This is a genomic window from Kitasatospora sp. NPDC004240, assembly GCF_053603215.1.
Genome location: NZ_JBSGFD010000198.1, coordinates 1 through 14,787, shown reverse-complemented (window position 1 = coordinate 14,787; position 14,787 = coordinate 1). Strand labels below are relative to the sequence as shown.

Sequence of the window (14,787 nt, the reverse complement as noted above, 5' to 3'; positions counted from 1 at the left end):
CCCAGGAAGACCGCCCCTGACGGGCACCAGCCCACTACACTCACCGCGCAGCCCTCTGAACAGGCAAAACGTCGAAGTCCTGCTGGAGTACTAGGCCGTGTCGTCAAAGTGATCTTGGCTAGTGGATCATGGTGTGGTGATACGTCGCCATGAACTCTCCGATGCCGAGTGGCTCCTGGTGGAGCCGCTGCTGCCCAGGCCCGGCACCGGTCGCCCGCGTCTGGACGACCGGATGGTGCTGAACGGGATCGTGTGGAAGTTCCGGACCGGGGTGGCCTGGCGGGACGTGCCGCCGCGGTACGGCTCCTGGACTACGCTGCACACCCGCTTCCGGCGGTGGGCTGAGGACGGCACCTTCGACCGGATGCTCCGGGCCGCGCAGGCGCAGGCGCAGGCGGACGCGGCCGGCGACATCGACTGGCTCGTGTCGGTCGACTCCACCGTCGTACGGGCTCACCAGCACGCCGCCGGGGCACGAAAAGGGGGACCCGAAACCAGGCGCTCGGCCGTTCCCGGGGCGGGCTGACCAGCAAACTCCACCTGGCCGTCGACGGACTCGGCCGCCTCCTGGCCCTGGTCCTGACCGGTGGGAACACCAACGACTGCACCCAGTTCACCACCGTCATGGACGCGATTCGAGTACCCAGGATCGGACCGGGACGGCCCCGGACCCGTCCCGATCACGTCCTCGGCGACAAGGGCTACCGTCGCGGCGCGCTCTTCCAGGTCCTGCTCGATAGACCCGTGGTCGACCCGGAATCCCCTTTGGTGATCACGATCAGGACCAAACCGACCGCCGACAACATGGATATCGGCCTGTACGAACCAGCCAAAATCGCCGAAGCCCCGATGTCCGGCCCCCGCACGGCGGGAGGATCGCTCCATGACCGAAACTGCAGAGCAGCACAACGGCAGTGGCCTGTTTCCGGCCGACCCCACCGGGCTGCGGCTGTCCCTCAGCGTCGAATACTGGTCGGCGGCCCCCGGCGGCCAGGCTGCCGAGAACTGGTCGCTGCTGGCCCGTCACGAGCTCTTGGCACCAGGGCAGCTACCGAGCCAAACCGTCTTCGGGGCAGACCTTACGCACGTCGGAACGGTGGGCCTGAAACGGATCCCGCTCACCCGAGGGGTGATCACCCAGGCCCTCTACGACATCCTGTCCGGCCGGACCGGCGAACCGGCGCTCGACCAGGATGTGCTCATCGCCGTGGCCGAACAGGTATTCACCCGCCGGAACGAACAGCACCACCTGGCACCCGTGGTCCGCGAGTGCCTGGGCAAAGGCCCGCGGGCCGTCATCGGCGACCTGCTGGTGCTGGACGCCTACTCGATCGCCGCCGACTGGGCCGTCCAGGACCTCGACCTTCTCCTGCTCGGCGAGGCTATCGCCCGGGCGGCAGCCGCCGGCCCCTGCTTCGTGGCCACCGCCCCGTCCCGCCTGCGCACCCTCCAGGGTGGGCAGCAGGTCCTCGGCGCGCTGCGCCGGGCCGGATTCTGCCCGCTGGCCGGCCAGGTAATGGTCGCCGCGGGCATGGGCATGCCACAGCTGTCGGGCCCGGCCGGACAAGAGCTTCTCCAACGCAGCCGTTCACACGCCTGATCAGGATCGGCGGGCAGGTCTGCTGCCCGCAGCCCTTCCCCACAGCGTTAGCCGGAAGGCCATCGACGGCTCGCTGGGCGCCAGCGAACTCGGCGCTAGACCAGCGTGTCCTCCAGGTCGAGCCTCGGTTGGGCCGGGGCCAAAGACTCCTTTCGTGTACACCTGCCGCAGGGCAGCGGCCTCAGGCGGGCAGGCTCGCTCGCAGACGCTGCCGATCAACCTCGCGAAGGGTAACCAGTCCCTCCTGGAAGCCCTACCTGTCTGCAGTATGCAGCAGTTCCGGGGCGGCGCCGCGCTCGGCTCGGTAGCGGCCTTCCAGGTTCCCCCAGTAGCGACGCAGGGACTGAACACTGACGGGCCCGGTCCCGCTCTGGCCAGTCTGGCCAAACTCGCGGTAGATGAAGTCGGCGAACAGGTGCTTCTCGGGGTACTGGCCGTGTCGTTCGACGTAGCGGCAGTAGAAGAAGTAGAGCTGGTCCTCGCGCGACTGCCCGTCCTCCAGGCTCGCCGGTGCGCTCGGGGTCTCGATTTTCACGGGAGCGGTCAGGACGCCTGAAGTGGCGTCCCCCTCAGTGGGCTCATCCCTACCGGGCGGCTCCGACGTGGACGCGGCTTCGAGTGCGACTGGCACCTCACCAGGCTCAGTGATGTCGGCACCGTCTTCCCCGTCCCGCTCGGCAACCGAGGGATCCGGGGTAGTGGCAACGGGTCCAGCATCGACCTCATCGGGATCCTCACGACGCGGGGACACGATGCGGGCCGCGGGCTGGGTGGCGTTCTCATCCGGTATGGGAGACGACACGGGCGCCGCCGTGACCTCGGGCCTGGCAGAGGGCGACGGGATCCTGGCCGGACTGGTCGGGGTCTCCTTGGCAGCGAGGTCGGACGGAGCCGAACTGAACAGTCCCCCGAAGGCGCTGTCCGACAGTCCCGCAGCAGCCAATCCCTGTCCGGCGGTCGTGTAGATAGGGACGCCCAGCTTGGCCAGGCGCAGGGGCAACAGCGCTGACCGCGGGGCGGTCTTGTTCCAGTCCTTGCCGTACTCGTCTTCAAGGAGCAGCGCGTACGCGAGGCGCAGCTGCTCCAAGCGGACGGCCTCGTCGACGGAGCGGAGTTCCCACAGCTGCATCCGTCGCCACATGGCGAAGGTCCGGAGGGGGGACAGCAGCCAGCGCATGAAGCGCACGGACTCCATGCGTCGGCTGTCGGTGAGCTTGGCGAGTCGGCTGATGGCGTGGCGGCCAGCCTCGGCGATGACGACGAACAGGAGGGGGATGACGGCGTGCATGCCAACGCCGAGCGGGCGCGGCCAGGCGGAGGCCGCGTTCATGGCGATGGTGGCGGCGGTGAGCAGCCATGCGGTCTGGCGCAGCAGGGGGAAGGGGATGCGTAGCCAGCTGAGGAGGAGGTCGAGGGCGAGGAGGGCGAGGATGCCGACGTCGATGCCGATGGGGAAGAGGGTGGAGAAGCGGCCGAATCCCTGCTGGACGGCGAGTTCGCGGACGGCGGTGTAGGAGCCGAGAAAGCCGATGCCGGCGATGGTCACCGAGGCGATGGCGACGATGACGATTAGGAACATGTGGATGCCGGTCAGCTTGGGCCTGGCCACTGTGTCTCCTCCCGGGCTGTCTTGATTTGATCGCGAGGGGACAGCTTTTCATGTCGGGGCTTTCCTTATCGAATTTCGCTTGCGTGGGCGTGACAAATTGGCACATTCCGGGGGCTGTCCGGGCGGGCCGGTGGCTGCAGTACCGACACGTCGCGCCGGTGGAAGGGGCAGGTCGGGCATCGAGGGCTGTCTGGGCACGGCGGCGTTGCTGTCCTTGGCTGGGTGTGCGGACCGGGCCGGGCGGACAGCAGGGCTGGCAGCGGGTGGACCTTCCCATGAAGTTGAGGGTTCGGCGGGCCGAGCTCGAGGCCCCGGCGTAGGTATCAAGGTTTCCTCGACGGTCACTCATGGTGAGATCACTCTCTGCGCAGGTGGATCCGTGGAGACACGGCTTCTGCGCAGCCGGCGCTCTGGAGCCGGCTGTGAAGTTCCCCTAGTAGGGAGGGACGGTGCGCACCGGCAAGAGGCCTGGCCTGCCTGCTGCGCACACCCGCCTGCGCACCTGGCGGCCCAGGGTGCGCGCCCTGGCCTCTGGCGGTGCGCACCGCAGGCCGGTGCTGCGCGCAGGTCGCACAGCGCCGGGCAGCTGCGGCGCAGGCCGGGCAAGCATCTGTGCGGAACAGCCCGGTGGGGTGCGCAGGGTCCTTTCACTGATGCTGCGCAGCTCGCACCACCGGCCTGCGCACCACCTGCCTGACCTGCATGTTCTCAGCGGCGCGGGCTGCGCACTGCTGTGTGGCGGCTCTGGATGGGTGGGGCTGGGAAGCGCAGTGGTTTTACGGGGGCTGCGCATCCGGTGGCCTGGGGGCGGGTTGTAGGCATGCCCTGGCGGACACGTGCAGTCGCGTTGAGCGCATCTAGGGTGCGCAGGGTGCGCCGAGGGTCGGTGGCGCGGTTCAGGTGCTGCGCAGCGGGTGGCATCGATGTGCGCAGGGGGGTTGCGCAGCGGCTGGTTGGTGGTGCGCAGGTGGTGGGCTCGGGGTGCGCACCGGATGGTGGCGGGAGTGTCAGCCAGGCGGGCGGGGTGGGGCGATGCTTCACTGTGCGTTACTGGGGCGTCCCGAGCGTGGCCTCGTTCCTGGCGTGGCCGAGTGCTGCGGCGTCTGGTTGGGCGGATGGCGGCGATCGTTGGCCTCTGGCCTCACGGTCATTGGGGTCCCTTGAACCAGGTGCGGCATCGGGTTCGGTCGTGCGCCCGGCCGGTCCGGGTTGCGGGTGGCGGCCGGGTCCGCGGGGACAGCCGGTGCGGCGGCGTGCTTGCTGGCGCACTGCTTCGCGAAGGACGGTGGATCTGGGGCCGGTGTTTGAGTGTGCCGGCTGGAGGTTGCTTCCTCTGCTGAGGATTTGGGTCTGAATTGGCCAAGCCGGCTGCCTTTCCGCACTGCGCTATTCCAACGGAATGTCAGGTCCGTCGCCGGGTGGAGTTTCGTCTGGGGTAGCCGAGTGCTTCGGCTACTGCTGCAAGGTCTTCGAGGGCGGGGCTGGTGGGTGCGTGGAAGCGCAGGGGGCGCTGCTTCACGATCGTCTCTTTGAACCTGATGCTGCGCCTGACGAGGGGGAGTAGACGCGGTGCCCAGTCGGGGTGGCTTCGGAGGGTCTTGATGACGTCGTCGGTGATGGCTCCGGCTTTGCGGTCGACGTTGCCGTGGCTGTCGAGGGGGATGTTGGTGGCGAGGATGCGGGTGATGTCTGCCTGGAAGCCGAGGCGGCGGAGCTTCGTGCGTCCGCGGGCGAGTGTGGTTTCGAGGTCGGTGAGGCCGATGACGTACTTGTACTCGTCGTTGACGCAGCCGATGACGTCGGGGGCGACGAGGACGACGGAGAGCAGGAGGATGCCGAGGGTTGGACCGCAGTCGAAGAGCATGACGTCCCAGCGGTGAGCGGGGAGCTGTTCGTCGAGGATGTTCTGCAGCCAGAGGATGCCGGCGGGGTCGTTTCCGAGGGTGACCTCGGCGTCGGCCATCTCAGGGGTGCCGAGGACGAGGTCGAGGTTGGGGATGACGGTGAAGGCGTCATCGGTGTGGCCGGCCGCGCTGCGGTAGCGGGCGGGGACGATGGCTTCCAGCAGTTTGGTGTCGCCGGTGAGGACGTGGAAGAGCGTGGCGTGACCGGGTGGGGGGTCTTGGTAGCCGAGGAGGTGGGATGCGCTGCGTTGGGGGTCGATGTCCCAGATGAGGACCCGGTAGCCGCGGTTGGCGAGTTCGACGCCGAGGTTGACGACGCCCTGGGTTTTGCCGGCGCCTCCGGACTGGCCGGAGAAGGCGTAGGCCCGGGGGTGAGGGTTGTCGGTGAGTGGCTGGTGGGGGAGCACGGGGGTCTCCTGGGGCTGTTATTCCGTCGGAATATCGGTGGGCGCGGCAGGTGTGCGCAGGTGTGCCGCTTCCCACGGGCTGGGCTGGTAGCCGGCGTGGCGGATGAGGTGCTCGATGTAGATCTGGTCGGGTGCTTCCCAGGGGCGGGGGTTCTGTCGGACGCGCCGTTCGAGGGTTGCCAGGGCTGTGGCGTGGGCTGCCTGCTGCGCTTGCTTGGGCATGGGGAGGTGGCGAACGAAGGGCGGGTGGGGCGGGGCGGCTCGTGGTGGTTGCTGGGGGTTGAGCCATGTCCAGGCGAGACGATGGGCTTTGGGGTCGGCGAGGAGCAAGGCGCAGCTGGTGAGTCGCAGGAGTTCGCGCGGGTTTGCTGTGGCGCTGGCGTTGAGGAGGAGGCGACAGGCTGCGGCTCGGGCGTCGGCGCCTGTGTCGTGTCCCGGGTCAAGGGTTTCGGCGTTGTCGGAGGTGGCTGGAGCGTCGTCCTCAGGTGTGTGCGCCGGCGGGACGGTGTGAGGGTGGCCGGGCTGGGAGGGGGCTTGGTCGGGCCGGCCAGGCCCGCTGTCCGGTGTGTGCTGCTGATCGGGCAGAGGTGCGGTGGGGTCCGCCGGTACTGGAGGCACGTCAGGGGTGGAGGTCTGGCGCTCGGCGGCGGCTAGCTTGGCGAGTGCGACGGCGGCGCTGACCGATTCGGCCTGCATGAGCGCGAGGACGTGGGGTTGGCGGCTGTCCTGGTTCGGTAGCGCCCCGGCGATGGCTTCCGCGTCCGTGGTGCGCAGGGTGCCGTCCATGACGGCGTCGCGGAGATCGTCGGTGAGGTGGAGGAGCTTGATCCGCCGAGAGATGTGGGGTTGCCTGCAGCCGACCTGAGAGGCGATGTCGGCTTGGGTGAGGCCGTCTTCGACCGCTCCTTGGAATCCGACGGCTTCCTCGATCGGGTTGAGCTTCACTCGCCGGAGGTTCTCGGTGAGGGCGAGGACCCGGGCGCGATCGATCTTGTCGTTCCGGATACGGCACGGGGCTGCTTCGAGGCCGGCTCGTGCGCAGGCGGGATGCCGGTTGTGGCCGATGAGGATGACGTAGTCGTCCGGTCGGGCAGAGGCCAGCGGCTCGAGGAGCTCGACTTTCAGCGCGGGCAGGGTCACCAGGCGCTGCGTCCAGTAGGTGAGGAACGGACCGACTTCGGCGACCATGAGGTCCTGGAGCAGTCCTTCGACCTTGATGGATTGGGCCATGGCGTCGATTTCGGTGTCGTCGTAGACGAGCCGGGGGTTGAAGGGGTTTGGCCAGAGCATGCTCAGCGGGACGGAGATGCTGGTGGCACTGCTCTCGTCGTCTTGCAGGTCTTCGCTGTCCGGCATGTCCCAGATGGAGCGGCGGCGGCTGGAGAAGTCCATCGTCGGTCCTGTGGCGCCTGCCATACCCTGTGCCTCCCGGTCGGCCGTGATGTCGGGGCGACCCTATTGCGCACGTGGCTTCTGTCCTGGCTGTGACGCGGTCATCCTTTTGCCGTGGCCGAGTGGGACCTGGTTCTCGGCGAAGGCGGCTGCTCGCTGGGGGCGAACGAGCAGCGGTTTCGGCACTGGCTTGGCTCCTCTCAGAGTCCGCGGAGGAGCCAAGGTCACCAGTCCGTGCTGTCGGCTGGCCGCTGCCTGGATGTGCTGACCTTGATTTGTCGGAAGGCCAGGGTGAGGCGAGCTGTCAAGAACCCGTTCCCGGCTACGTGCCGTGTTCGCGGACCGCCTGGAGCCGATCTCCTGAGGCCGGCATCGGGCCGGGAGTCCCTGCAGGGGGCTCAAGATCGAACGGGCGGCTGGCCGGTCGTTGCACGGTGGGGGTGACTCGCGGTGCTCCGGGACTGCAAGCAGTTCGCCGTTGGCGGGCTTCGTTCTGAAGGTCGAACTTGCCCCAGAGCTGGCCTGTCCGCGTGGTAGTCCGCTGGCCCGCGTGGGTGGAGTTGCAGCCCGTCGCGTTGGTGACTTCGATGGTATTGAGACGCTCAACGCACACGAGTGGCTACGTGACCACGGTGGGTGACGTCATGCGGAGTTCCGAGAGGCAGTTAGAGGCGCGCACCATGCGGCCGCTGACCTGGTCGCAGCGTCTGCGCTCGCTAGCCGGCTGGCAGATGCGGCGATGGCTCCGGGCCGCTCATCTGCGGTGGGTGGCGCGTCGGAGGATTGCGTGGGCAGGGAACTCCTTCACGTGGTCATCCGCCCGGAAGTACCTTGTGGCGATCCCGGCCGTGTTGTTCCTCGGGTTCGTCGGTGCCTCCTTGATCGTGGTGGTCCGCGGCGACAAGGGCTTCGTCGAGGAGCGGTGCGTTCGAACCGGTAGTGCCTGCGGCGTTGTTCTCAGCTTCGTCACGCCGTTCTTCTCCATCGCGGTAGCCACGACAGCCTTCCTTCTGTACCGGTACTGGAGGCTGCGCCGGCCGATCATCAAAAAGGCCAAACGTCGGCCGCAGGACTTGGTCCTGACCGCGGAAGGTGACGTCGAGCATGTACTAGGTCGGAAGGACCTGTGCGAGGTCATCACGCTATGGCTGCGGGACAGCAACGCCAGGAGGCCCTGTCTGCTGGTGGGGAGCACAGGGGCGGGGAAGACCGCAGTACTGGTCCAGCTCACCCAGGTCCTGGCAGGGCAGCGTCGGGTACCCATCCCGATAAGGCTTCGGGACGTCGCAAACGCCGATACAGGACTGGACTTCCGGGCGCTCGCCGAACGACGCTTCTACGAAGAGGCTGACCCGGGCGCGCTGCTCTCGGAGGAACAATGCCGCAAGGTATGGCGGCAGCTCTGCAAGGACGGCCGGGTGGTCGTACTCGCGGACGGTCTGGAGTCGGCGCTTACTGAGGGCAACCAGCGGCGCGATCGGAACCATCTCATCCGTCGTGCCATCCAGCGGGCCGAGAAGCAGAAGCTGCCGCTCGTCATCGCAACCCGGCCGCACACCCTCTATGCCCCACTTGAAGCTGCCGGGGCTGCTGTCGTCGACCTGGGTCCCCAGGCCGTTGTCATCGACCTCGAACCGCTCGATGCGGGGACGGTGAGTGATGAAATCGCGGGTCGGCTGGATCCGCAGAACGCCCGGCTCGATTGGCTTGCCGAGGGCGCCGGCATCGCCGAGTCCCCGCTGTACCTCCAGCTCATCCTGCAGCTGCGGCTGAACGGCCTGCTGGAGGTCCTCGCTCGCGGACACAGCAACCTGCCACCGCCTGAGGACGGACAATCAGAGCTTCGCTTGCAGTTGCTGAGGGCCTGGGAGGAGGCCCTCATCACGGGCCGCCTTCACGAGGACATGGCGCTCAGTGAGAGCGAGCGCGACACCACCATCCGAACCATCGCCGTGCTGGCCACGATCGGGCTCCTCCGGAATCGCCGAGAGGTGGCCTTCGACCAGGTGGACTCCCCGAGCACCGAAGCCCACCTCAGCCCAGGCCCACTTCAGGAGGCTCTGCGGAAGCTGCACGGCGTAGCGGACATACCGCTGGGCCTGCTCGCACTGCATGCGTCGAGGGCGGAGCAGCTCGGCTTGGTGGAGGCGTCCGGGGACCGGATCAGATTCCGGCAAGGGCCGGTTCAGGCGTATCTCGGTTCACGACACCTGGGTTCCGTACCGAACTGGCTGGAGGACTCGCTGGCGAACCACGCTGGGCGCGACCTGCTCGACGCCGTGGTGCTGAAATCCCGCGCGGACGACCCGATAACGTCCGAAAGAATCGCCGAAAGCCTCCGCTGTTCGGCAGAGCGGTGGAGAGATGCCCGAGCGCTGGACCTCTACTCTGCTGCGCTGGAAGTGGACTTGTACGCGCAGGAGCGCAGTCCGGAGTGCGCGTTGTCCATCCACGAGCACTTGGCCGACGTGGTGCTGGAACGCTGGCAGACGATCACCAAGGGGGACCCGAAGACACTCGAGGAGGCCCAGCTCAGACTGATTCGCCGGTTCGGGATGGTGCTGCGTGCCATCGCCCGATTGCGGAAGGAACAGCGCTGGCCGGCCGATGCGCCTCCGCCGGCCTACCGGCAGCTCTTCGAGATCGCGGCGAGAGAGCCCCGCCAGGCGCTGGGGCTGGAGGTTGCGCAGGAAGTCGGCTCCGGTGGCGGTGAAGCTCTGGACCACTTGCTGACCCGCTTCCACCATGCGGAATATCAGGCTGAGGGCCCTGTCGAGCGGTACCACCAGGCCCTGGATGCCCTTCGCGCACAGTGGCCTTCCGTGCGGAGCGCACCTCGCACGCCTCAGGAGTATCGCGATGAGTACCAGGCTCGCGTGGGCGAGCTGGAAGGCGCCTGGGGGCAGGTCAGGCGCGAGTACGGCACCGGGGCGCGGTTGGCGCCGATGATCGTGGATTCCGTCGGAGACTATCGGCTGGGTGAGGCCGTGCAGTACATGGAGCTGTGGCTGAAACCCCGAGACCCGGAGGGCTCCGTCGGCGACGCAGCACTCCTGCCGCTGACTTTCGAGGTTGCGCTCGCGCGGGGGCTCAGGACCGTGGCCAACCGTCGCTGGCACCATCCGGCCACCAACCAGGAGGCCCGCTGGTACCTGATCACCCAGGCGGAGACCCTGCTGACTCGGACCCGGTTCTGGCTCTCCCAGATGACCCTGATCCATGCACTGTGCCTGTGGGAACTCCCGTACAGGAGTGGCGGGCAGGGGCCTGGCTATGCTCCTCCCCACGAGCATCATCACCGCTTCGGTCCGCACAAGACAGTGAGTCGTTGGCTGAGGATGGCCAGCGCGGCTGCTACCGCTTGCGACCGTTTGCAGGATCAAAGGCAGGGCCGCGCTTTGCACCCGTTCGTCGCTCGCGCCGCCGAGCTGGCCCTCCTCGCGCTCGAGACCGGCCAGCCCGAGCACTTCCTCTGGATCGACGAGAAGCGCGTCGCGAAGAACCTCGGATCGCGTTCAGACGGCCGCGTCCACCCGGGGCGCGACCTGTGGATCCCTCTCTCGGCAGGCTGGACCGTCCTCGACCCGCGGGCGCAGCAGCTCCTTGCCGACGTCGTGTTGCTGCTGAACCTGTCCGAGCAAGGCAGCCCCTCACAGGTGGAGGCATACCTGGAGAGAACGAACACAACTACGCTGCCACCTTGCTTGACCCTAGATCGCAGGGCGCTCTATCCAGAACGGACAGTCGGCGAGGCCATGCCTTGGCAGCCGGGTGCCACGTGTCTCAGGGACTGCCCCCTCGGGCTCTGTCCGTACCCAGCGAAGGGCGAACAGGTCACGACCGAGTTCGGCGAACTGTTCTGCCGACAGCAGCAAGCGCTGCTCGATCGGCACCCTGCGTGGGTACCTGACCTCGGTCACCGACGCGCTCCCTGGCAGGACATGCCTGGCCGAGATCTGAGGAGTTTCTGGGAGTCGATGGGCACACGCGCCCGCACACCCCGTGTGTGAGTCTGCCTGGGCCTCATGCAATCGGCGCTCTCATCCGGGGCTGTCCCTGTACTTCACATGGCGCCTGAAGGGAAAGAACGGCTGGGCAAAGAGACGCGGGCGCCACGTTCAGGCCAGGTGGCGTGCCTGCTCTGCTGGTCACATCGGCGCTTGTGGGACCGCTGGTCCAGGCTCCTTTCGGTGCGGCGTCGGCACCGGCGTGCACCGTTTGTCTTTCTCGCCTCAGCCCGTCTGGCATCGTCCTTGAGGCCTGGCTGACGCAGTGGGATGGACGGCTATGGTCAATCGAGCCCAACGCCGAGTGGCGCCTGGGTGGGAGCGGTTCGTATCTGGGGGCGGTCCGAGGTCTGCGTCTTTGGGGGGCATATTCACCGCAGATGGCGTCTCGGTGTGACTCCGTCCTGCTGCTTTGCCGCACTGCCTTCACATGATCTGGGGAGTTCGCGGAGGCTGGCCTACTCCCCCTGTGGCCTCGACTCCCGTCGCCCCGCACGGTCCATTTTCTGGCATGCACCTGCCCTAGTTGCTCCCGCAGCGAGGCCGTCGCGGCTGGTCGCAAGGGTCTTCCATGCCTTCTACCTGCAGTTGTAGGCATACAGGTATGGATTCGCAGGCTGGTCACCGCTCCGGCGAGCGCCGGAACGGGAGGCTTCGAGGCGGGAACTTTGTAGGGAGGCAAGTAGGCCGGTAAGTATGAATAGTATCGGGACGCCAGTCAGGCTTCCGGGAGCAGTTTGTAGGTAGATCAATCGGCAAGTCAGTCTTTAGGTATGAACGTTGACCGATAGTAACGCCAGAACTGATATCGGTCGAGAAGACGGTAGCTACTTGGGGATGTTCATCGGTATTGAGGTTGAGCGGGATTGGCATAGGAAGACGTACATGTAGGCAGGTATTGAGTCTTGTATGGATGCAAATCGCTAGGCATATATGCAAGTATGGATCCTTGTAGGCATGCCTGTAGGGATGCACGTACAGACGCATGCATCTACGCATGCATCTCGGTATGCATGCCTGTAGCGATGCGTACTCTTATCCAGATATGCACATGCGCCTCGACGGAGGCACCTTCCCACGTGCGCACTCATGTCCATACGCAGCCATGGTTGTGGATAGCTAGCTATGCCCGCACGCATGCACGCGAGTAAGGGCATATGTCTTCTCGCAGGCATTCCTACGCTCATGCACGTCCTCACGCATGCCTGCTGGCACTCACTGGCGCAGGCACTCCAGCACGCATGCTCTGACGTTTGTCTGGACCTATGGACGTATCGAGGTACACGTCGAATCAGGTAGCAACACAGCAACCCACCTCTGCATGTACTCCTTCACGCATCCTTCTAGCCACACCAGGACTTGCTGTATCGCCCAGCAAACCGCCCATCTGGGCACGCTCGGAGACACGCGCACAGGGGAACCCCTCCACCGCGGCCGCACCTGCTGATACTGTCGTGTCGCGTCGTAACACAAATTCGACCCGGGCCGGGCGCTAACGTGCAGCTCGGAGGGCATATGGGGCGCGGATCCGGGTTTTTGCCCGATTCGTGGCCGGCCTCTTCGGCGGGGGAGTTGCCGCGACGCGTCCAGTTCAACGTGGCGAGTACAAGGGGCGAGACCGTGGCGGACGTTCAGCAGGCAGTACAGGAGCTGCCCGACGAGGAACAGGGCGACGACCTGCTGGATCGCCCCATGACCGTGATTGCGATCGCGAGTCAGAAGGGCGGCATCGGCAAGACCGTCACGACGGTCAATGTCGCGGCGCGGCTGGCCATGGCCGGCTTCGATGTGGCAATCGTCGATCTGGATCCGCAGGCGCAGGCCGGCGAGGCCATAGGAGTGGAGCTCAAGGGAGATCGCATCATGCGCTCGCTCGGGCTGACCTTCCAGCACGCCCTGCAGGGCATCCCGATCCGGCCGCTCAACGAGATCATGTTCGACCAGAGCGACGTCCTGCGGGAGTTCGAGGGAGCCGGCCGTCTCTTCCTCGTCGCCTCGGAGGAGAGCACGATGACCGCGGCCCAGAACGCGCTCATCACGCAGCCGTACACCACCACGCCAATCTTGCGCCGCATGCTGCTCGAGCACCTGCAGGGGGTGGTGGATTTCGTCATCATCGACACCCCGCCCTCGATGTCGTCGCTGAACGCCATTGCGTACGCAGCGTCCGACTTCGTGATCACGGTGATGAACCCCCAGCGTCAGACGGTCAAGGGCGCCCTGGTCATCAAGCCCACCGTGGAGAAGGTCAGCGAGCTCACCCGGGGCGAGTGCAACCCTCAGTTCCTCGGTGTGCTCCTCAACGACTCCAACTCGGAGTCCAAGTGGACCGCTCAGGACGTGTTCGTGATAAACGGCATGGTGAGCAAGGGTCTGAAGCCGTTCAAGACGGACATTCGCAGCGACGTGCGGATCTCCGACTGCTTCGGCCCTGCTGGTCCCGTCGTGGTCCAGTTCCCCAACCACCCGCCGGGCAAGCGCTACACGGCGCTGGTGGAGGAGATTCTCCAGCGTATCGACGCCCCGTCCGACGAGTGGGAGATCGCGAGCCCCGCCACGCTCGAGGAAGTCGATGCCTGAGAAGCCGAAGAAGAAGGTCGCCGGCCTCTCCACCACTCCGGCTGCGCGGCGTGCTGCCGCGCGGGCTCAGGCTGCCCGCCAGCAGCGCGGCGCTGACGTGTTCGGTGGGGACGTCGATGAGATCGTTGACCGGTCTTTCGTCGGCCAAGCCGCCCAGGCCGCCAGCGAAGCCGAGACGCAGCCCGGGCCGATAGCGTCTGTCGCAGCACCGATGGAGACTTCGGCGGTTGTCGTTCCCGCCCAGCCGGCTGCGAGTACCGATGGCATGCCGGTGCCGAGTCTGGGTGCGGCTGACGCTGTCAATCCTTGGCTGATGCCTCACATTCCGTCGGTAGCGGCTGAAGCTCAGCCGGAGCAGGGCAGGGGCGAAGAGGCCGCTGCTTCCGTGCCGGTCGGTTCTCGGCGCCCCGAGGCAGTTGAGGTGGGCCCGCCGACGCCGGGAGGCGACACGCAACTGCCTGGTGTCACTGTGCAGGTGGACCCGGGTCAGGCTATGGCGCAGGCCTCGGCGGTTGTGGCTTCCGAGGCTCCTGTGGCCCCGCCAACGAGTGCGGGAACTGCCGCCGATGAGGCTCTCGAGATCGCAGCGGTGGCTTCCGGTGCCGTGGCGGACGAGGGCGTCCCGCTGGTTGACGCCGGTCCTGTTTCGGGTGTTCTTGACTCGGACACGCACGAGGCGCTGGCCATGGCCCCTGCCGCTGTGCCGACCAGCGATTCTGAGGTGCCCGCCCCCGTGCCGGATCCGGTAGCCACTCCGGCTTCCCGTCCGCGGCGCGGCGCCCGTCGGCCTGCTGCCGGGGCCGCTCGTCAGGCTGTGCTCACCTCTTGGACCGAGAGCACGATGGATCTGAAGCTGGGCAAGAACCAGTGGCGGACCATGCCGTTCCGGTTCGCCCCGGATCTTGTTGCGTCCCTCAACGCCCGGGTCGCCCAGGACCGCGAGACCAGCGGGCGGCCGTTGACGGTCGCCCAGTACGTCGATGCCGCCATGCGCATCTACCTTCCTGCGGACACCGAGGCCCAACTGGCGCTCGCTGAAGCGTTCTTCATTCGGCGCGAAGGCGATGTGCCGGCGGGGCGGCAGGCCAGTCATCGTGTGAGCCCTGCCGTCTACGAAGTTGCCTACCGCCTGCCCAACGACCTCCGGATGGTAGGGCGTGCGCGGACCGCGGTACACGTCTACTCCGCGTCGCTGGACCTGTTTCTGACCGCTATCAGCGAGGAAGGCCCGCTTACCTAGCAGCAGGTGGTGGCATGGGTGAGGCCCCCAACCCGATCGGGTTGGGGG

At 66.9% G+C, this 14,787-nt stretch carries 7 protein-coding genes and 1 pseudogene; 5 read left to right on the top strand and 3 right to left on the bottom strand.

Annotation, left to right across the window (positions count from 1 at the left end; translation table 11 throughout):
* Positions 1-121: 121 nt before the first annotated feature.
* Positions 122-705: pseudogene (locus ACWEQL_RS34785) on the top strand (IS5 family transposase); the annotation flags it as partial.
* Positions 706-883: 178 nt separating this feature from the next.
* Positions 884-1,600 (top strand): hypothetical protein, encoded by a 717-nt coding sequence (locus ACWEQL_RS34780; protein ID WP_452154385.1) that lies wholly within the window; start codon positions 884-886, stop codon positions 1,598-1,600.
* 253 nt (positions 1,601-1,853) lie between these two features.
* Here the strand turns inward: ACWEQL_RS34780 and ACWEQL_RS34775 are convergent, their stop codons facing one another.
* The 3 genes from ACWEQL_RS34775 to ACWEQL_RS34765 all read right to left on the bottom strand — a co-directional run bounded on the left by ACWEQL_RS34775 (position 1,854) and on the right by ACWEQL_RS34765 (position 6,912).
* Positions 1,854-3,209 (bottom strand): DUF2637 domain-containing protein, encoded by a 1,356-nt coding sequence (locus ACWEQL_RS34775; protein WP_452154384.1) that lies wholly within the window; start codon positions 3,207-3,209, stop codon positions 1,854-1,856.
* Positions 3,210-4,611: 1,402 nt separating this feature from the next.
* Entirely contained in the window at positions 4,612-5,520 is a 909-nt protein-coding gene (locus ACWEQL_RS34770; RefSeq protein WP_452154383.1) for a ParA family protein, read from the bottom strand.
* A gap of 18 nt (positions 5,521-5,538) precedes the next feature.
* Complete coding sequence (locus ACWEQL_RS34765; RefSeq protein WP_452154382.1) at positions 5,539-6,912, bottom strand: ParB/RepB/Spo0J family partition protein; 1,374 nt, start codon at positions 6,910-6,912, stop codon at positions 5,539-5,541.
* Positions 6,913-7,745: 833 nt separating this feature from the next.
* On the opposite strand from ACWEQL_RS34765, the gene ACWEQL_RS34760 reads away from it, so the two are divergent.
* The 3 genes from ACWEQL_RS34760 to ACWEQL_RS34750 all read left to right on the top strand — a co-directional run bounded on the left by ACWEQL_RS34760 (position 7,746) and on the right by ACWEQL_RS34750 (position 14,739).
* A complete protein-coding gene (locus ACWEQL_RS34760) occupies positions 7,746-10,922 on the top strand; it encodes a hypothetical protein (protein ID WP_452154381.1) in 3,177 nt (1,058 codons plus the stop codon).
* A 1,617-nt stretch (positions 10,923-12,539) separates the two neighbouring features.
* Entirely contained in the window at positions 12,540-13,499 is a 960-nt protein-coding gene (locus ACWEQL_RS34755) for a ParA family protein (RefSeq protein WP_452154380.1), read from the top strand.
* A complete protein-coding gene (locus ACWEQL_RS34750; RefSeq protein WP_452154379.1) occupies positions 13,492-14,739 on the top strand; it encodes a hypothetical protein in 1,248 nt (415 codons plus the stop codon). Before ACWEQL_RS34755 ends, ACWEQL_RS34750 begins: the two co-directional genes overlap by 8 nt.
* The last annotated feature ends 48 nt before the right edge of the window (positions 14,740-14,787 follow it).

Excerpts from the sequence above, each read along its gene's own strand:
- ACWEQL_RS34780 (WP_452154385.1), top strand. The coding sequence starts at position 884 with ATGACCGAAACTGCAGAGCAGCACAACGGCAGTGGCCTGTTTCCGGCC.
- ACWEQL_RS34765 (WP_452154382.1), bottom strand. The coding sequence starts at position 6,912 with ATGGACTTCTCCAGCCGCCGCCGCTCCATCTGGGACATGCCGGACAGC.
- ACWEQL_RS34750 (WP_452154379.1), top strand. The coding sequence starts at position 13,492 with ATGCCTGAGAAGCCGAAGAAGAAGGTCGCCGGCCTCTCCACCACTCCG.